Source organism: Microcystis sp. M113S1 (assembly GCF_020246945.1).
Classification (GTDB): domain Bacteria; phylum Cyanobacteriota; class Cyanobacteriia; order Cyanobacteriales; family Microcystaceae; genus Microcystis.
Genome location: NZ_JADBSA010000324.1, coordinates 1 through 19,546, shown reverse-complemented (window position 1 = coordinate 19,546; position 19,546 = coordinate 1). Strand labels below are relative to the sequence as shown.

Annotated in this window: 16 protein-coding genes; 15 read left to right on the top strand and 1 reads right to left on the bottom strand. The window is 45.0% G+C overall.

Going from position 1 to position 19,546, the window contains the following annotated elements; genetic code table 11:
- Positions 1-96 (bottom strand): helix-turn-helix domain-containing protein (locus IM319_RS16335; protein ID WP_155120494.1); only part of this gene is annotated, 96 nt, incomplete at its 3' end.
- A gap of 91 nt (positions 97-187) precedes the next feature.
- Between IM319_RS16335 and IM319_RS16330 the strand changes: the two genes are divergently transcribed.
- From IM319_RS16330 to IM319_RS16260, 15 genes are all read left to right on the top strand, one after another.
- Complete coding sequence (locus tag IM319_RS16330; RefSeq protein ID WP_287736292.1) at positions 188-796, top strand: WD40 repeat domain-containing protein; 609 nt, start codon at positions 188-190, stop codon at positions 794-796.
- Positions 797-817: 21 nt separating this feature from the next.
- On the top strand, positions 818-1,306 hold the full coding sequence (locus tag IM319_RS16325; RefSeq protein WP_287686110.1) for a hypothetical protein: 489 nt from the start codon (positions 818-820) through the stop codon (positions 1,304-1,306).
- Between the two features lie 23 nt (positions 1,307-1,329).
- Complete coding sequence (locus IM319_RS16320; protein WP_287686109.1) at positions 1,330-2,835, top strand: tubulin-like doman-containing protein; 1,506 nt, start codon at positions 1,330-1,332, stop codon at positions 2,833-2,835.
- Positions 2,836-2,845: 10 nt separating this feature from the next.
- Positions 2,846-6,100 carry a hypothetical protein gene (locus IM319_RS16315; RefSeq protein ID WP_287736290.1) on the top strand — a complete coding sequence of 1,085 codons (3,255 nt, stop codon included), beginning with the start codon at positions 2,846-2,848 and terminating at the stop codon, positions 6,098-6,100.
- An 87-nt stretch (positions 6,101-6,187) separates the two neighbouring features.
- Positions 6,188-7,147, top strand: a complete 960-nt coding sequence (locus IM319_RS16310; protein WP_287736289.1) for a hypothetical protein — start codon at positions 6,188-6,190, stop codon at positions 7,145-7,147.
- Entirely contained in the window at positions 7,125-8,534 is a 1,410-nt protein-coding gene (locus tag IM319_RS16305) for a hypothetical protein (RefSeq protein ID WP_287736288.1), read from the top strand. Before IM319_RS16310 ends, IM319_RS16305 begins: the two co-directional genes overlap by 23 nt.
- A 76-nt stretch (positions 8,535-8,610) precedes the next feature.
- The gene (locus IM319_RS16300; RefSeq protein ID WP_287736286.1) at positions 8,611-10,122 is read left to right on the top strand and encodes a hypothetical protein; all 1,512 of its coding nucleotides are present in this window, start codon (positions 8,611-8,613) and stop codon (positions 10,120-10,122) included.
- Positions 10,123-10,163: 41 nt separating this feature from the next.
- A complete protein-coding gene (locus tag IM319_RS16295; RefSeq protein ID WP_287736285.1) occupies positions 10,164-10,922 on the top strand; it encodes a hypothetical protein in 759 nt (252 codons plus the stop codon).
- Entirely contained in the window at positions 10,915-11,778 is an 864-nt protein-coding gene (locus IM319_RS16290) for a hypothetical protein (protein WP_287736283.1), read from the top strand. The genes IM319_RS16295 and IM319_RS16290 overlap by 8 nt, the downstream gene beginning before the upstream one ends.
- Before the next feature lie 2 nt (positions 11,779-11,780).
- A complete protein-coding gene (locus tag IM319_RS16285; RefSeq protein ID WP_190537974.1) occupies positions 11,781-12,674 on the top strand; it encodes a hypothetical protein in 894 nt (297 codons plus the stop codon).
- A gap of 7 nt (positions 12,675-12,681) precedes the next feature.
- Positions 12,682-15,264, top strand: a complete 2,583-nt coding sequence (locus IM319_RS16280) for a peptidoglycan-binding domain-containing protein (protein WP_287736281.1) — start codon at positions 12,682-12,684, stop codon at positions 15,262-15,264.
- An 88-nt stretch (positions 15,265-15,352) separates the two neighbouring features.
- Positions 15,353-16,852: a hypothetical protein gene (locus tag IM319_RS16275; RefSeq protein ID WP_287722592.1), complete on the top strand. Its 1,500-nt coding sequence runs from the start codon at positions 15,353-15,355 to the stop codon at positions 16,850-16,852.
- Between the two features lie 141 nt (positions 16,853-16,993).
- Complete coding sequence (locus IM319_RS16270; protein WP_287684988.1) at positions 16,994-18,037, top strand: hypothetical protein; 1,044 nt, start codon at positions 16,994-16,996, stop codon at positions 18,035-18,037.
- A complete protein-coding gene (locus tag IM319_RS16265; RefSeq protein ID WP_287736279.1) occupies positions 17,970-19,346 on the top strand; it encodes a VWA domain-containing protein in 1,377 nt (458 codons plus the stop codon). The genes IM319_RS16270 and IM319_RS16265 overlap by 68 nt, the downstream gene beginning before the upstream one ends.
- On the top strand, positions 19,295-19,546 hold a 252-nt coding region (locus IM319_RS16260), incomplete at its 3' end, for an SPFH domain-containing protein (protein ID WP_287736294.1). The genes IM319_RS16265 and IM319_RS16260, both read left to right, overlap by 52 nt.

Below are 19,546 nucleotides of genomic sequence, written 5' to 3'. Positions count from 1 at the left end.
CTTATTGTAAACTAATCTTACACAGCCCAAAGTGCGCCGCAATAGCGACTCTTGTTCTGGTGTGGGGTAAAATCGAAACGAATAGGCTTTTTCCATGTCTCACATTTTAGCATATATTTGGTAAATGCGCTAGTATTTAACAGTAAAGCCGTCGTAGAACGACGGGGTTTCAGACCCAAAATTTTCGATGAGCTTCAGTCCAGATGGTCAACAGTTTGTGTCTGTAGGAAGTGACAGTGCAAAGCTATGGAATATATCTGATTTGGAGAATCCCAAAGAAGTGCCATTGGAAGCTCATGACTACCGGGGAGGTGTTAGCGGTTTGGATATCAATGAGAACGGGGATATCGCGATGGCGGCAACCGAAGATAGTAAGATTTACTTATTCGATCGATCCGGTCGAAGCATTGAACCACTCAATACTGGATACCAAAAAGGTATTATGGATATCGGCTTCGGTCAATTTAACGAGAATCCATCAAGCTGGCTGAGTTCGGCTCGCTCGTACCTAGCTACGGTGGGTGATGATCGAGTTATTAAGATATGGGATTATTCTAAGCGCCAACAAATCGCTGAATTCACAAGCGAATTTGTTAAGGTTAATAGATTTAGTTTCAGTCCCGATGGAAGATATATTGTCGTCGAGGGGGATAAGGGCAAAATTGAAGTATGGTTAGTTCCAACCTTACACGAATTATTAATAAGTGGTTGTGACTGGCTCGTTGATTACCATTCTAATCCTAGCCGCTCAGAGTCAGAAGTGGCTAAAACCTGTAGTAAATATCCATCGAAATAATCCCATTAGATAGAGATAACTATGAAACCTGGTGAAATAATTCGTGTGATCGCTATTACCCTTGTGGGTGCGATCCTCATGTTCTTGGTTCAACCCTTTATTTTTAGAACGGGAGTGATTTGGTCACCCAGTGTTCAAGATCCAACGGCGGCCCTGGCAAGTTGGGCGAATGGTGCGTATATGGTGGCGGCGGGGGTTGTTTTCGGAGTGTCGATCGCTTGTACAATCCTCTGGTGCGTGATGACGGCGAAATCGGCCGCTAGACGACCGGATGAACTCAGAGCTTGGAGCTTGTGGTGGTGGCTTCTCGGAATCGTTCCTATTTTGAGTATCGGTCTCGCCATCGGTTTTTTCAATCCGATCGAAGAACTGCGTTTACTCCTCGCCCTCTTTTTTGTATTGGATATCCTCATCCTGTTTTGGCTACCGACTGCCAGTAGCACCCCGGGCCTGTTGATCTACACACCACCCCTATCCCATCAACTGCGGGATATCATCGATCGATTTTAAGAAAAAAAAGGAGGTAATTCAGTATGGCCATGTATGTGATCGGCATCGGGGGAACGGGGGCGAAATGTATCGAGGCAATCACGAAACTCGCCTCGGTGGGACTGTTTACCGAACAACCGTTAAAAGTTCTCTTTATCGACGCGGACGAAACCAACGGGAATCTAGAGCGATCGAGAAACGCACTCAGTATCTACAGCCGATGTCAGGAGTTGATCGTCGGCAAAGAGAACCAAGATAATCGCCAAGTCAATCCCTGGATGAAAACCAAGATCGAATCCTTCGATCTCTGGTCTCCCTTCGCGGGGGTGAATTCCAGCAAAGAATTGAAAGCCTTTTTCAACTACAACACGCTCAAACAAAATCAACCCGCACTCGGTAATCTATTCGATGTTCTCTACACCAAAGAGGAACAGGAAGTCGCCCTAGACGTAGGCTTTCGCGGTCGTCCGGCGATCGGTTCGGCGGTGATGAGCCAAGTGGATCTCGAAAGATTGGATCAAGAACCCTGGGGAGCGCTGATCAAACAAATACAAGCAGACACAGGCGCAGGAAAAGCCCCGAAAGTGTTTCTCTGCGGGTCGATGTTCGGGGGAACTGGAGCCTCTGGACTACCGACGATCGCCCGTTTACTGGCCAATAAACTGAAAAATATCGGGGTCAAAGATCGGGTCAAGATCGGTTGTCTATTCATGTTGCCCTATTTCGGTTTCACCCCGCCGCCAGGAGAAGATTCGGACGGGATTTTCGCCCGTTCCGAACAATTTTTACTGAATACCGAAGCCGCCCTGCGCTATTACATGACCCAAGCGCAAGAGACCTTCGATACGGTTTTTCTGTTGGGAAATGAAAACTTCTCGAAAGTGGAATTTAGCGTCGGCAAAAATAGCCAGCGCAATGATCCCCACTTCCTAGAACTCTATAGCGCCCTCGCCGCGCGGTATTTTTTCCTCCATACCGCCGAAATAGGGGAAAAAGTCGTTTTAATAGGCCGGGAGCAAATCGGTCGGCTGATTTGGGACGATCTGCCGGATCGAGCGGAAATCCAACCCGCGCTCGTCAACGGGACTCGATTCGCCTACAGTTGGCTGTCCGAGTTTGAACCCGAACTCAACGGCATCCTGAAGAGAAACGACGATCGCTTGGTACTTGCGCCCTGGTCACGTCCTTTCTTTCCCAGTAAGGGATCAGGGAATGGGGGAACGCGGTTAGGTGGGCCCGAACAACAGGAGGCACTCAAGACGATCAGTGCCTGGTGTCGGGATTATCTCACCTGGCTGTACCGTCTGCACCAGATCGAGGGAGAACAGATCCAACTCTTCAACACCCAAGCGATGGGCGATCCGGAAAAGTCCCTCCGACGGGAACAGTTAGCGGAACTGGTACTTGATCGCCCCCTCGATAATAAGACCAAATCGAGAGACACGATCACCTCTCTCATGCAAAACCTACAGAGTTATAAACCCGACAATTCCGCAGAACCCGGGATCGCCGCATTAGCCAAAGCCCTATACACCTTTTGCAAACAATAGCCCTTAGCTTATGTTTTTATTACTCCCCAAATTAAAATCCGATAGCGATGTCCGTCCCTCCGATCAAGCGGGAAAATGGGACGCACAAGATTTTAAAACCTTTGGCGATGTGGCTTCCAGCCTCGATTACAAATCCCCCGGCCAGGTAAAAAGCGTCAGTTCCGTACCCACCATCTGGGCCCGTCCTCTCTCGATGGAAATGGCTCTTCACAACAAGGCCTATCCCATTCACCGGCAGATGATCGAGCAGTGGCAGGGAATGTTGGCGGCCCTGGCACTGGCCGAAATGCGACGTTTTCCCCTCTCGGCACAACTGCTAGAACTGGGCGAACTCCGCCATAAAGACCCCTTCGCCCGTTCCCTCTACGAACTGCGGCCCGATCCCCCCAGTAAAACCCTCTATTTTCTGGAGGCGAAAAATCCCTGGCAGGATATCTACGTCTTTTTATGGGATGGGAAATCGGTGGGGATGTCCTCCCCCAGTACGATCGTCGTTCCCTCCGAAGCGGGCAAATGGGAAAATCTGCCCTGGTGGAATCGGCAGACCCGTTGTTTGGAAGCGCCGCAAGGTTATCTCAATGCCAGTGAAAAAGCATTGCTCTGGCGTTGGCTGGAGAACCTCAATAACGAGTTAAATCGCTATCAGGGGGAAGCGATCGCCCAGAATACGATGCGGGGTCTGTTACAGGAATTTCAGAACAGCTTGGGAGAGCAACCGGAACAACGGCTGAGTTTAAGCGAGAATCCTCAGTTTTTCGGGGTTCCTCTCAATCGGGGCATTTTAAACGCCCTCAATCGCCCCGTCAAAGCCGAACCGAAAGAATCCTGCGTGCGGGTCGTGGCCAGCGAGAATAAGCGCGGCCTCGTTCCTCCCCTCCTGATTATCGATCCGGAAATCGCTCGATCGTGGGATCGATCGCCCCAAGATATCTGGATCTATCAGGATCAAACCCTCGCCTCTCCATCTATCCTCAAGGATTTACAGACTGGGAAAATCCTCTGGAGAGATATCCGGTGGATCGAGTCCAAGGATTTATTCACCCCGGAATTTCACTTTATCGATGTGGAAGATGCCCTACCAGGGGGCTTTCTGCCGGATAACACTCCGTCGATCGTGTTCAAAGGACAGGAAATCACCCCTCTCCTGCCCCTCAACCCGATCCTCCTGGACTACTTTACCCCCGAAGAGTTACTGCGGAAGCTCCAGTTCAGTACGCTCAACGGGAGTGAGGGGCCAGTTCTGCGGGTATCCCTAGACCTGCCCCTATCGGGCATGAACAATGACGAGAGAAATCCCCAGAATTATCGGGTGTTTAAAGACTATCCCATCAAGGAAGACAACGCCCTGACCCAAGTTCCGGTTTTAGAGATCTGGCCGAACTTCCGGTCCCAGGGTTGGAAGGAATATTACGCCTTTTACTACGATCTGGAATTTCTCGGTTCCTCGAATCCGCTTGATCGCACTTTTCAGGTGAATTTGCCTGGCGCCAAAGAACCGCATATTTTCCAAGATGGCAAGGGTTCCTATCAACTCACCCGACTAGAGGAGTATCCCTCCTGTATCGAATGTCGGGATCGATCGAAAAACTTCCTCGGCCTAATCCTGCTGAAAACGCCCGCCTCGATCGCTCTCGACAGTTCCTGGAAAGTGGGGGTCGATTTCGGCACCTCCTTCACCAATATCTACGTCAATCGCCGGGGAGTGACCGATCCGCTTCCCCTAGAAAGTCTGCACCTAAAAGTGACGGAGGTACTGTCCGATACCCGACTGCCCACCCTGTTCGAGTATTTCGTTCCCGAAAACTTCATTCCCCCGGAGAAACCGTTACCCCTCAGTAGCGTATTGACTACCCGGAAAGCGAATAACGTCACGAAAGAACGCCCGATCTACGATGGTCGGATATATATTCCCGATCGCGCGAGATTTAACCCCCAAGAGGGCTGGATCGAAACCGATCTCAAATGGACGAACATTACCATCAATCGGCTTTTCCTCAAACATTTAGCCCTTCATGTCACGGCCCTCGCGGCGAAAAACGGCATCGGACAAATCCAGTGGTCTCTCTCCTATCCCTCCGCTTTCTCCCGCGCGGATAAAACCCGCTACGCGCGCAACTGGCAGGATTTAACCGAGGAGTTGCAAAAGAAAACCGGGATCGTCCAAATTTGCCCGCAACAGGATAATCTCACCAATTTCCGCACGGAAAGCTTGGCGACAGCCCAGTATTTCGCCGATCACGAGGGTCATAACCTCGTCAATAGCACCTGTATCGATATGGGGGGAGGAACCTCAGATATCTCCATCTGGGAGGCAGATACCGATCGCTTCCAACTGGTGCATCAATGCTCGGTACAATTAGCTGGGCGACATCTGTTCTCCCAATTTTTGGAACTCAATCCCCGATTTCTCGTCGATAAGCTCGAGGTAAACACGAGTGAATGGCAGGGATTGAAAGAGGGAAACTTCCACGCCAAGCTAGATGTATTACTTCGCCTCGAAAGCGAGAACTGGCTCAAGAAAAGAGACTTTCTCGAAGACGATCCCCAATTCCAAGGATTACTCCGACTGATGGCGATCGGTACGGCGGGACTATACTACTACGTGGGGATTCTGTTACAGGTTCTCTACGAAAAAGACCGCTACAGCCGACCGGAAATCACCCCCGTGTACATCGGTGGCAACGGTTCGCGCCTGTTGAACTGGCTGGCGATCGGCGGACGGTTTGATCGTCACTCCGAAGTTAACGAACTCTTCAGTCGGATGCTGAGTAAGGCATCCGGTTTCCCGGACACCAACGAGATCACCCGATTGAGCGCCCGACCCAAGGATGAAGTCGCCTGTGGTCTGGTACTAGACCGAACTCCCCTAGGAGGAATCATCAGCAAAAAACCGGAACCGGTCATCGCCGGGGAGGATTGCGTGGTGAACGGTAAACCAATTTCTTGGAAAGACTATCTGGAGTTGGAAGGCAATATCACCGGCTTCGATATCCCCCAACTCCACGAAGTTCCCGATTTTCTGAACGAGTTCAACACCGCGGTGAAAGAGATCGACATTCAGGGACTCAAACCCATGCCCGCTTTTTTAAATGGCGAACTGGAGTCGAGTTACAAAGATCGTCTCTGGCGTGAAGTCCACAAAGAACTGAAAGCGAATCTCGTTCACATTCGGGGAGATTCAGAAAACATCCGCGTCGAGCCACCTTTTATCCTAGGATTAAAGGCACTCCTCCGCGTTTTAGGCAAGGAGTGGGCTGGCAAATAACGGCTAACCAGAGGGGAAGTAGGAAAAATACCGGCTTACCGGAGTCTTTTCTACTCCCCTTAGCAAAAAGTCCAAGGGGGAATGATTATGTTTAATTGTCCGGTTTGTGATAAGGAATATAACGAGGGAAGAGAGATTTGTGGTGTCTGTAGCTGGCCCCTCGATGAAGACCGTCAAAAAATCCTTGGCTGGGCGCGAGATATTTGGGAAGAAAGATTTAGTCTGAAGGATAAATATAATAAGGGCAAGACGAAAGATGAAGAGTCTTTAGTCAATCAAATCAAAATTGACTTTATCGACCCTTTGCAAGCCGAGCTTACTGATTTGACAAAATCCTTACAAGAACAGTTACAATTTATACATTTAGAACGAGATCGAACTCGAAAGGAACAACTAGAATCAATCAATGGTGATGTTCACTCTATCGAGCAAAATCAAGAACAGTTAGATAAAAAAATCCAAGAGAAATTTTCTCAAGCTCAAGAAGAAATAAAAATAATTAGCAATAGAGTAGAAGATTTAGAACATAATATTCGAGCGAACGAGCGCGCCAATAGAAAAATAGTTTCTAACCAACCATCTTATCCTTCTGAAACAACTATTTCCATAAAACCTTCTCCACAAACACAGAACTCGATTAGCCTAGAAGAATCGAATCTAGCGAAACGATATAACCGCAATCGAGAGGCTTTTTCCCAACAGGCAATCAACGTCACTGCCACCGAAGACAGCTTGACAAAACTAAGAATCGGTAGTTCCTCGCGGGTAATCTTCGAGAAAAATCGTCGCGGTAATTATTCGATCATCAAAGAAAACGGCACAGAATATTTAGTACCGAGTAACAACCTCAGACTGAACCAACACAACTACAAAGCGATCGAAGACTTCTTCGACTGTAAAAATCTTCAGCTAGAGGGTAACTTTGAACTTCTCAAACCCGCTAGAGTTTCCGCTTTACCCGGAGGGGAAACCTGGCAGTTAGAGGAACGCGGCATCCTACAATTCTATAAAATCGGTGAATCCTATGAAAAAAATCAGCTATGCTAAATTAGCCCTATCCCTCCTCCTCGCGTCCAGTGTCCTCGTCGGATGCGGAAAAGGGACTGATTCTGGAAAAAATCAAGCTACTCAAACCTCCCCAGAAACCGTCGCTAAATCTCCTCAATTACAGAGCGATATCGATAAAGCTTTCAATGAATTAAAAACCGAACAACAAAAGTTTCTCGATGCCCTCAAGGGAGCAATTACGATTACTGACAAGAAAAAGCTGGAAATTATTAAGAGCGATGCGGTGAGTACAAAGATAGAAAATTTACAGACAAAAATACAAGAGTATCGCCAAAATCAGCTGCCGAAGCTAAAAGAAGCAGAAAAAGCATCCGTTGAGCAAATTTTAGATAGTATCGATAACACTTTAGTCACGATCTCTCAACAGGTAATCTATCCTTTTAAACAAGGATTGACTAAAGGTGCGATCACCGATGTTCAGAAAAATCTAGACTTTTTTGAAACACAAAATATTGATGCTAAATACTACGGTAATCTCGGCGAAAGTACCGTTAAGGAAATTACGAAATTTCTCCAAGATAAACAGAAGTCACTAGAAGATCATATTAAAAATTTAAAATCTCCTGCTCAAGCCAGCCCGAAATCTACCATCGATCCAGAAATACAAAAATTATCTAATCGAATAGCACAGTTAGAAAAAGAAAAAACTTCCTCTAATCTCGCTTTAACTTTTGCCTTTTTAGCTTTATTAGCGAGCGTAATTTCTTGGCTAAAACCCAAGTTTGATAATAAGTGGTTTGATAGATTGAAGCTTGGGAATCAGAACCCCAATTCATTAATTACTCCCGGGATTGGGAGTACCGATGAAATTCAATTTTCCCCAGAAGTTTGCAATAAAATTTATGATAAACTCTATCCAAAATTCTCTCAAAATCTGAAAACTATAGAACAAAAATTGGAAGATTTGAAAACTATAGAGAAGAAAATTACACAGCAAAACCGTGAAATTGAAGAACTAAAAAGGAGAATTTTCGTTCTAGAAAATCGTATTACGACAACCAAATCTCCAGAAGTTTCAGAACCCAAAAAGACAATCAGAAAAGCTTCTGAAACCTCGATCGAAGTATCTCCTACAGAAGAAAGCCTAGCGAATCGCCGGATGGGAGGTGGCGAACCAATTGTCCTAGAAAATAAACGCCGGGGTCTCTACGGAGTTTACCTCGACGGGAACTATCATTGTTTGGTACCTAGCCAAAATTTTAGAATCAACCAGAATAACTATAAAAGCGTTGAAGATCTATTCGAGTGCCAGAACTACGATCCGAATTATTCCGATAGCTATACCGTCATCCATCCCGCGGTAGTCTATCCCCTAGCGGGTGGGCAAACTTGGCAGTTACAACAGCGAGGGGTTTTACGATTCTAGCGCGCTAGAGTACGATGAGGAGTGATGAGAGAAGTTACCCAGATGACGAAACTCAATTTTGCGATCGCCGAAATCTATGAAAAAAATCAGCTATGCTAAATTAGTGCTGTCCCTACTTCTCGTTTCTAGTGTCATCGTCGGATGCGGGAAAGGGACTGATTCTGGAAAAGATTCAGCCTCTCAAACCTCCCCAGCAACCGTCGATAAATCTCCTCAATTATGGGAGATCAATAGCGCTTTCAACGACTTAAAAACCGAACAGCAGAAGTTTCTCGATGATCTCGATACGGCGATTTTTAGAAAATATCCAAAAAATTTTCAGAGTATTAGTGCGGTTAGTCGAAAAATAAGAAATTTAAAGGAAGAAGTCGAGAATTTTCGTCAAACTCGATTACCGAGGATAGAAAATGATCAACAAGCCACTATTATTAAGCAAACTCTATATAAAATCGATAGCACTTTAGTCGAAATTTATCAAAAGGTAATAGATCCTTTTGAAGAAGGATTCAATGAAAGCTCGATCAAAAACGTTCAGAAGAACTTGGACTTTTTTAAAAAATATTATCTTCCCGATGAAGACTATGGCAATTTTGGCAAAATTACTTTTGAGGAAATTACAAAATTTCTCCAAGATAAACAGAAGTCGCTAGAATATAATATTAAAAAATTAAACTCTAGTGTTCGATCGACACCTAGACCTAGCTCTACGATAGACTTAAAAAAAGAATCTTTGATCGTTGCTACATTAGCTTTATTAGCGAGCGGAATTTATTGGCTAAAGTTCCGCAGAAAATCTAATTCAAACTTTTTTATACTAAAATTATTAACTAATCGGCAAAATCCTAATAATAAATGGTTTAATAAATTCAATTTGTGGACTCGAAACATCCATAAAGATGATCAAGAAAAAAATATAAATGACGCATCCAATCAAGTTGATATTCAGAGTGTAAATAACAATCAGATTGAGGATAATAACAATTTTTATGAAAAAATTCCTCAAAATACGGCAGATAACGATCAAATAAGCACAGAAGAAATCCGTAAACTTAAGAAGAGAATTGAAGACTTAGAAAGTTGCCTTCAGGAAACCGAAAACGTGGAAGTTCGGGAACAAACAGAACAAACCGACGTAACTACTTGGCAACCTTCTGAATTACCCGATAGCCAGACTTCCCCAAGTCCCGAACCTTCAAATTCTAACTCTTCTAACTCTTCTAACTCTTCTAACTCTTCAGGGTTAGATAGTTATCATTCGGATTCTCGTCCCTCGTCCCTGATCGAAGTCTATCCTACGGAAGAGAGCCTAGCGAATCGCTTGAGGGGAAGTAGAGAGCCGACTATACTAGAAAGTAAACGTCGGGGTATCTATGGAGTTTACCTCGACGGGAACTATCATTGTTTGGTACCTAGCCAATATTTTAGAATCAACCAAAATAACTATAAAAGCGTTGAAGATCTATTCGAGTGCCAGAACTACGATCCGAATTATTCCGATAGCTATACCGTCATCCGTCCTGCGGTAGTCTATCCTCTAGCGGATGGAAAAACTTGGCAATTACAACTGCGAGGGATTTTAGAGTTTTAGCTCATCTGACTATTTAGCAATCAACAACGAAAAATTTCCCCATGAACGTAATCATTATTGGTAATAAAAGTGTTGGTAAGACCAGTATGGTCATTACCCTATCGAAAGGAACCGAAAATGTTAAAGTGATCCCTTCTGGCCCTGGGGGTAAAATCGCTACACTGTCCAATGATAGCATTGAAAAACTAGCGGGAACTTCTCAAAAAGAAGAAGAACCTCTCCTGCTGAGAATTAACCTTCCTTCCGGTTCGGAAAGAGAGGTGAGAGTTCAGTGGATTGATACCCCTGGGGAAGCTTGGTCTAAACCCGCGTGGCAAGAAAGCAACCCAGAAAAATATCAAGATCTGGTACACACTCTCGGTCAAAGTCAAGCGGTTTTACTCCTGCTGCCTCCCTATCGATATCGAAGTCGAACTCAAGAAATAGAAGATACTCCCGAATTTGAGGAAATTCTCGACCCGGAGACCTGGAAAAAACAACTCAAGGAACGTCTCACCCTCTTGCGATCGCACTGTCCTAGAGTACAACATATTTTAATCTCCATCCATAAAGCCGATCTATTTCACAACCTAGAGGAGGAAAAAAACCACTGGCAATACGACACCAAAACTTCCTTTCTCTGGGGGAAACACGACGATCATATCCGAGAGACCTATTTTTCCCTAGCCGATGATATAATCCGCGAACATAACTCCCAACCCCCCTATCTAAATCCAAAGTTTTTCGTCACCACCATTCACTATCCCACTCTATTAGAATTACCCTGGGTCTATTTAGGAGCTTATTTTGCCAATGCCTAAAGCCTCTACAGAAATTCGCGTGATCGGGGCGAGAGATTCGGGAAAAACCACCTATCTCGCCACTCTAGCCGCCCGTCCCCAAGGTTTACTACAAAAATATCCCGATTTAGAAGTGATTCCTCGCAATGATGAAGCCACAACTCTACGGAGACTCGCGCGGAATCTTCTTCAACAGCAAGCAAAGATGGCGGGAGACGCGTTCGATGCCAGTCAACTCCATAACCTCAAGGACTATGACTTTCTCCTCAAAATCCCTCCGGGGAAAAAGCGATCGGGCATCGAACTAGAACTCCTCGCGAAAGATTTCCCAGGGGAATTTTTTGAACATATTCCCATCCCTCATCAATGGAGAGAAATTGCCCCTTGGGTTGACGACCTATTTACGACCGTAAGCTGGATGGTGATGATGACCGATTGGGAACCAGAACGCGACACATCTCTATATCTACCCGCGTTTACCAAGCTGTGCGAGGAAATTCGCGAGCGGGAATTTCGCAACCCAGAAATTAAAAAACTGCGGATCGCCGTCGTCATGGCTAAATGCGAACGGGGAGAACTCTGGCCCTGTCGTCTCGATCCCGACGAGGATTTATTCGAGGTACGATTGCCCGAAACCTATAAACATCTCACCAAAACTTTACCCCCAGACCGATTACAATTCTTTGCCTGTTCTGCATTCGGGGTTTTGGGAAGTCGCCGCGATCGAGATTTTGATCCCCGGCCAAACTGCTACTTACCCGACGACGGTTCCCCAGAAGAAAAAAACGCCTATTTACGAGAACCCGATCGCTGGTATCCCTACGGATTAATTCCTCCGCTATACTGGTTAGCGACAGGCATTCGACTCGAAGAATAATTATGTGGAGTCGTCAACAACCCCCAGAAACCACCGATTCTCAGCCTACCGAATTTCGGATCATCGGACCGAGGCGATCGGGTAAAACCACCTATCTCTCTGCGTTGGCCTACTGGCCGAACGCGAAACCCGATAGTCCGATCGAGAAAGTTATTCCCCGCGACGACGATACGGCTAAACTAATCGCTATGGCAAAAGATATCCTAGAAAATAATGCCATGTTAATGGCTACCTATCTAGCCAGCAATCCGAGCGAAATTCCCACTTATAACCTCTCGATTCAAATGAAGCCCACTTGGCAAGGGGGACAAGCGATCGATATAATTTGTAAAGACTTTGCTGGGGAATTATTTGAAAAACTATCCCAAGGCAAAACTTCCCACATCGAAGAGTATCTAGAAGAATGTGCCTCTGCCCTAGGATTACTCATCCTACTCGATGGTACTTTCTTCACAGAAGATCAAAAGTACGCCCAGGGATTGGCCACCTTGAAACAACAATTAAAGTGGCGACTAGAAAAGAAAAATCAAAACCTCTCCCAGTATCGGATCGCCTTAGCCTTTACCAAAGCCGAACAATCTAAAATGCGAATCCACCGACAGGATATCCCCAGATTTATGAGGCTAAAATTTAATAAAACCTATCAATTACTAGAAAATTGGGGCAAAGAGTGGCCCTGTCCTGTTAAGTATTTTTTTTGTTCGGCATTTGGCATGAAGCCAGGTGCTTCTCCCGACTCTCCCCTCGCCAACGTTCAAGTTACTAGCCGCGAAGGTGGTGTGACTTCTGGAGTGATCGATAACCCAAAAGTGTGGAGACCCTTGGGATTAATGGCACCAATTTACTGGTTACACACGGGTACCGATCATCCCCAACTCAGAGACATAGAGGATTAGAAAAACTATGAGCGATTCCATTTTGATCAAGGAATTTTCTCGGAAATTGTTAGAACCGAAAAGACAGGGCGATCGGTGGGTTTCTAGCGGATTCGACAAAGAAATCGGTTTAAGAACCCATGAGAATCCTCCCACCCCCATTCAAAATGCAGTCCATAACCACTGGTTTCGGATTAATGATAGTTATCCTCCGGCAGAAGGAAAGATTGCCCTCATCGCACGAGAAATCGATAGATACGCAGTTTTAGCGGTAGCCTCTCCCCTAAAAGATGATTGTGATCGACCTCTGGTAGGCTATCGTTATTTCTGGCTAGAAAAGCCCCTAGATAGAGAAATAGATGCCGTGGGAACATTGTTAGAATGGTGGGTCGAGCGAAATTCCCCCCGTTTCGAGCTAAAGCTTTATTCAGAGATCAGACATATTCAGCAACAGAATCATCAAAAAGATTATTACTTAGCTCAACCCTATTGCCCTGATGAGTTTGATCGTAATAAAATCATAGAAAATCTTCAACAAAGAAATTTTAATAATATTTCAACAAAAGCAAGGTTATTATGCGAGATATTACGCCTAGAAGATCGTGCTTTAGAAATATCAAAAACGCCATATATTTTCCCTTGTAGAAATAGTTTCAATTGGAAATTATGGGAAATACAATTTGTCTCTCGATATCTCAAACAAAAATATAATCGCCCGATCGCTTGGGCGTGGAAGGTTACTGTTTTAGAAAATCCTAATCAATTTACCCTAATCGCTTGCACTACTCAAGAATACTGTCAGATCAATTCCGATGTCAACAAAATCCCAACCGCATTAACTCCCCATAAAACTGGGCAAGATATACTAGATACTTCCCCTGTACAGGTTCAATCAATTCAAAGTTTAAAAAGAGCATTAAAAGAACTCTCAGAAGACAAAGAAATTGATAAAAACCTAAATATATTAGTGTCAGAACTAGAAAAAACCGATAGCACTCGATGGGATTGGGCAACTCTGATCGATAGCACCTGGCTGGAGCAACGACAGCACACCCAAGAGGAAAGGATTTATAAATCCTTGATTTTACTATTAAATCCCAATTTACAGCATACTGACTTAACGATTACTGTCTCGGATTGGCTCAATAGCCTACAAGCACCAGGATCTCCCGCACCTCAAAAATTGCTGGATTTCTCTCGCTTTCTTCCCTCAGCCTTATTGACTCATTTCCAGCCATCCGAATTACCCGTTACTCAAGAAGCGAAAAAAGCACTCGATCAACAGCAGCAGTTGATACAATTGTATTCTAGAAATTCGGCCATATTAGCCAAGAATAAAACAAGACTCCATCAACTCATCGCTCGGTTATTTCTCCTACTGCGATCGAACCTCTCCCAGAAATCAGAAAAGGTAATTCAATGGCTACTTATCGACTACTCCTCACTCTGGAAAGAATCTCTAGAAATCTACACCAACGATCTGTTTAGAAAGCTCGATCGAGCCTATCTCAAAAAAGAACAATTACCCCCTCAAGAAAGGGATGAGTTTATCGAGAAAATCCTCGAAGACTTAAAACAGCATGAGCAAGGACAAACCGCCGAAAATACCTCGTCCTACGAGAGCATCGCACGGATTCTAGAAAAGAATAAATCCTATCCGATCGCCGCTTTTTTCTATAAACTCGCTACGGGTAAAGTTCCCGATAAAATTTGGGAAAACTGCACGAACCTCCCCGAAATTATTCCCCTAGAAAGACCCCCCGCTATTCCTCCACAATCCTCCGAGAAAAGTCCCAATTCTCTCAAGAAAATCGCCCTAATTCTTTGGCAAAACTATCCTTGGTTATGTCTAGGGTTGAGTGTGGCAGTCGGGACGGTGTTGGGGGTGGGAGTCCTGTGGGGAGTTCAATCGCTCGGACGGGTATTTTCTCCGAAGATTTCCGCAAATCAATCGGCCATTATTCCCTCCGATCCCGTTCGGGAACTATACTTATATTTTAATCTCCTAGAATCGGGCGATCGCCGACAAGATCTGCAAGCGAAAAATCTAGACAACCTAAAGAAGTTACGGGAAAAGATGCCCGATTTCAACGCTTCCCAGTGGAAAACCAGCACTCAACGCGAAGCATGGCTAGAAGAAAGATCAAGTATTATCAAAGCTCCTTTATATCGCTTCCTTCAACAACTGACACCAGCAGTTCCGGCAAAACTGGGTAAAACCTACACCGCTAACCAAGTGACAGCCAATCCTCACCTCAGCGCCCCAGAAATCGCCCTAGGGAAAAGTCTTCTCCACTCGCTAGGATTGTATAAGGGTGATAGCACTCAGATTTGGGATGGGGAAGCATCGGCAGCGATCGCTAAGTTCCAAACACAATACCAGATTCAGCCGGCAGGAGGGGATTTAGACGAAAAAACCTGGTCGATTCTCGCTTCCATGATTCAAGATCGGCAGATAAAAACAGCGATCAATACCCTAGAAAGAATCCTAAAAGAGAGCGAAAATTACTCGATCGCTCTCCCTCGATACAAAGCCTTTCAGCAGTGCAAAACTCAGACAAATACCGCCTATTCTGCCTGCCTAGATCAAATATTCAAACCAGATAAATAGACGCTTAATGATGTGGAATCGATGCGAAATTTATCAATTCTCTCGAAAACTTCTAGAGCCAAAATGGTCTAAAAGACATGAGTGCTATGTGAGTACAGGATTCGATCGAGAAATCGGCGGAGAAAATCAGGAAGTACCCCCGGAAATTGCGAATGCCGTCCATAATCATGCCTGTCGAATTAATGATAGTTATCCTCCCCAAACTATCGCCCTAATCTCTAGAGAAATCGGCAAATATGCCCTATTAGCGGTGGCGACAGCCTTAAGAGATGACAGCGATCGCCCTCTAATCGGCTACCGCTATTTCTGGTTAGAAAAACCCTCGCAAGATGGCGAAACAGACGGAATCGGAACGCTGCTAGAATGGTGGATGACTCAAGGTTCTCCCACCTTTCAACTACAACCCTCCTCTTCATCTCCCAAAACACCCCCAAAAGCTTCTAGTTCTTGGCTAAATCTCCATGATTTTTTAAAAAAATATTCAACCGATTCGGTGAAAATTTCTATCAAAAAAATAGAACAAGAAAAAAAATACTCTCGATCTCCATTATATTTAGACAATATAACTTTTGAGGATTGTCGAGAATTTCATGCCCTAGCCCTGTCTCTACAAGCAAACGATTCTAGTCCCCTAAATTGGGCTTTTCGAGTGTCTCAGTTAGAGATTCCCGAACAATTCTCTCTGGTTTACACCCAGGATAGCGATCAGGAACAATTAGTCATTAGGTTCGATCAAGTTCCCGAATCCTTCTCGACGGTTTCCGAATATATATCCAGTGATATCCAAGTCAAACGATGTTTACTAAATCTAGCGAAAAATAAAGATACAGAACGAAACTTACAAGCCCTCTCCAGTTATTTATCTAGTCTTGACAGTGACCATTGGAACTGGGAAATTATTGTTGATAAAACTGCGCTTAAAAATCATAATATTACAGCGGCTAGATATCGAGCATTACTGGCTATTTTAAAACCATTTCCAGAAATCGCTAACTGGCTAGACTGGCTACGGCAACGAAGAAGAAATAAACAGTTTGGGTGTGCGGGCATCGAGATGCAACAACAAGCGCTCGACCAAAATCCCCACCTCGAACAGCGACTATACGCTCTCATCGATGATCTATTAATAACGGAGCAATACAAAAATAGAAAAATTCCCGATCTACCCCAGGAAAAACAATGGTTACTAATTCGCTCCAAAAGCTTCTGGTCAGATTATTTTTATGACTCCGCAAAATATTATACTAAATCACTACTCATACACATCCACTATCCAGAATATTGTCAACTAGACAATCATTTTTTTAACAAAATTTTACAAGACTATCAACAAAAAAAATTACCCGATGCTACTAAAAAACGATACGAATTTCTCGCACGACTATTCGCCGAAGTGCGCGCCTATAGCCTAGCGGCTCTGTTTTATCAAGTAAGCCAAGGAGAAGTTCCCGCAGATATATACACCCAAGCCGAAATCCATCTCATCGATCTTCAAAAAAGCCACCGCTCATCTGGACTGATCGGCCTAGCTTGGGCGAACCTGACACAGGATATTATGCTATTATTTAGAAATCTGAGGGGAGGCTAGGGCAACCCAACGATCAAACCGAAAATTCCCCAACTGCGAACGCACTAGCAGCATTAGACTATGGCGGAAACCTTTCTAGTCAATACTAGGAATACTTTGTCTCTAAACGTTTAACTGGATCAGGAAGGGAGTATTGAAAAAATGAGACTTGTTTTTTATCTGTTGGGGGGCATTATTTCAGCGCTGATCGGCTGGAACCTGAGCTTAGTGATCTTAGACCTCTTTAAATTCGCATCGAAGACAATTACTGGAAGCACTTTCCCTTTTTACGTCGAGTTTATTCTCTTCCCGATCGTCACTATCTGTTTAAGTGTTACCCTTGTCCTAACGACCATTTATCTGAGTAATCCGATTCACTACAAAGCGAATCGAAGAATCCGCAATAGTTATCTCAAAATCGCTCTAAAAACTGGTTTAATCGCTGGAGCGATCGCCGCAGTGTTAACTGTGATTATTTACCAGGGAAAATTCCCCCCAGCAAGTGTTCGCATAGTGGGCTGGAGTCTAATCGGTTTAGGGGCCGGTGTAGCCGAGGGATTATCTTGGCGATCGCTGAGTACCGAGGGCGCGAAAAGTAACACCTTTGAGCGACCGATAAAATCTGCCCTTTTCGGATTACTTGCCGGTTTAATTGCCGCCCTAGCGATCGAATTTCTCCGAACAATAATCCCCCTTAGCGGTTATGAAGATCTGTTAGGATTCACCTTTTTCGGCGCTGGTTTAGGGATGGCGCTCGCCATTTCCACAACCCCCACCTATCAAGTCGCACTGAGAGCCGGTAGAGGATTCGGACGCACCCGAAAAGATAACCAATCGGGGAACTATCCCAAAATTAACGATCGCTCTTTAAGAATTGTGAATTTCGATCAAACCCAAATTGAAGAAGGATTATCTATCCAACTTCCTCGCGATACTTCCCAATCTTTACAGATCGGTTCTGCGGAAGATTCCGATATATTTTTACCCGATGTACCTGCAATAGCCGCCAAGCTCAGTTTAGAGAGAAAACAATGGAGACTTAGCACCCCCGTCGAGAATAAAGTACAGATACAAAGAAGAATGTTATCAGAAAATACATCGGAAACCTTATATCACAATCAAATGTTGACTTTCTACCATGAAAAAACAAATACCTGCTATTACCGATTTATTTTTTGCGATCGCTTTCTCGATCCAGACAACTAAAAAATCTGGTAAAAACCTTCTGCTTTTTCCCCTCTCGATTCTCGCATTCACTTTCTTCGATTCTGCTTCCGTCCGGGCGAACTCCGTCAAAATTCTCCGCGCCATTACCGACCACGATCGAGTGACTTTAAAAGTACAAGTTCGCGACCATCGTGACCTGCTCGTACCCGGATTACAAGCGAATAACTTTACCGTCCTCACCAGGGCGGCCAATCAAACCGAATTTAAATATCGATTGACTCCCCCGAAAATTACTATAACCCCACCCGATAAAGTCAAACCCGATCCCGCCTATTTAGTGATTTTGCTAGATATGAGCGGCAGTATGGATAATCGGGATGAATCCCAACAAGTCAAACTCCAGGGAGCGATCAAGGGAATCCAAAAATTTATTACCACGATCGAAACTGAAAAGCTTCCCGTAGAAATTGCCCTAGTTCCCTTCGGGGAAGGTTGCGCCCATAGCTATCCAGTCAATCAGGCAGTGATTCAAAAGTATCTAGAAGCCTATCCCTACAAAACAACCAAAACTCGACTTTCCGAGTTAGCCCATGTTGATGTCTGTGCCTCCACCAATCTCTATCAACCCCTCGATGAAGCGGTCAAATTTCTGACCACTTCTGAACGTTTTCAGCAAAATTCTTGGGGTCTGCCTCCCCGTCTCAGCGTGATCCTATTTACCGATGGATTCGATGCCGATCCCGATCGAAACAAGGAAGAACAACGCTTTCAGTCCACGCGGGCTCTGCTGGCTCTTTCCCCTCACGTCACCGTCCACACGATGGGATACGGCGAATCCCTAACCCGACTCCGCGCCCGCGCCCAATGCGCCCAGGAGTTACACAGCCGCCCTCTCACGGTGGATACTCTCCTTACCTACTGTCAGCTTCCTTTGGGAGAAGATATCCGCGAGTTTATCGTTGATCGATCTCGATTGACAGCGATCGCTAAAGAGACCGGCGGAATTGCCCGATTCCCGCGTTCAGCTGAAGAAGTGAGCCAAGGATTACGAGAGTTCCTGACCGCGCTCCGAGAATACGAGATCAGCTATCCACAACCAACCGCCGATCGGCTCACCATCCATCAAGCCAAAGTTATCGTCAATGCTCCAGGACATACCTCGTCCTGGAGCATCTCCGCACCGATCGAATTCCAGATGCCGAATTATCTCTATCACTCTCTCTCGATTTGGGAACGTTTGGCGATTTTTCTCGGTACGCTAGTCGCAACAGTATTCGGTGTTCGCCGGTTCAATGCCTGGAGCCACCAACTCAAAGAAGAAAGCCGCCAAAATTTAGAGGAGTTTTAATGGTCTTCGGTCGAGTACAGGATAAAATACTTAATGAGGGTATTCACGGGATTATTCCCGTTGTTAACACGGTGAAAAAACTAAGTGTGAGAATCCAAAAAGAACAGATAGCGGCCGAAGGTTCCTCCAAAGACCTACAGGAAGTATTTACAGATGTGGCCCTGAATTGGCATATTTTAGCATCAGAAGTTAATACTATT

Bases quoted from the DNA above. Each gene is read 5' to 3' on its own strand.
- IM319_RS16300 (WP_287736286.1), top strand. From the start codon at position 8,611: ATGAAAAAAATCAGCTATGCTAAATTAGTGCTGTCCCTACTTCTCGTT.
- IM319_RS16315 (WP_287736290.1), top strand. From the start codon at position 2,846: ATGTTTTTATTACTCCCCAAATTAAAATCCGATAGCGATGTCCGTCCC.
- IM319_RS16295 (WP_287736285.1), top strand. From the start codon at position 10,164: ATGAACGTAATCATTATTGGTAATAAAAGTGTTGGTAAGACCAGTATG.
- IM319_RS16270 (WP_287684988.1), top strand. From the start codon at position 16,994: ATGAGACTTGTTTTTTATCTGTTGGGGGGCATTATTTCAGCGCTGATC.
- IM319_RS16265 (WP_287736279.1), top strand. From the start codon at position 17,970: ATGAAAAAACAAATACCTGCTATTACCGATTTATTTTTTGCGATCGCT.
- IM319_RS16325 (WP_287686110.1), top strand. From the start codon at position 818: ATGAAACCTGGTGAAATAATTCGTGTGATCGCTATTACCCTTGTGGGT.
- IM319_RS16310 (WP_287736289.1), top strand. From the start codon at position 6,188: ATGTTTAATTGTCCGGTTTGTGATAAGGAATATAACGAGGGAAGAGAG.
- IM319_RS16290 (WP_287736283.1), top strand. From the start codon at position 10,915: ATGCCTAAAGCCTCTACAGAAATTCGCGTGATCGGGGCGAGAGATTCG.
- IM319_RS16280 (WP_287736281.1), top strand. From the start codon at position 12,682: ATGAGCGATTCCATTTTGATCAAGGAATTTTCTCGGAAATTGTTAGAA.
- IM319_RS16330 (WP_287736292.1), top strand. From the start codon at position 188: ATGAGCTTCAGTCCAGATGGTCAACAGTTTGTGTCTGTAGGAAGTGAC.
- IM319_RS16305 (WP_287736288.1), top strand. From the start codon at position 7,125: ATGAAAAAAATCAGCTATGCTAAATTAGCCCTATCCCTCCTCCTCGCG.
- IM319_RS16285 (WP_190537974.1), top strand. From the start codon at position 11,781: ATGTGGAGTCGTCAACAACCCCCAGAAACCACCGATTCTCAGCCTACC.
- IM319_RS16320 (WP_287686109.1), top strand. From the start codon at position 1,330: ATGGCCATGTATGTGATCGGCATCGGGGGAACGGGGGCGAAATGTATC.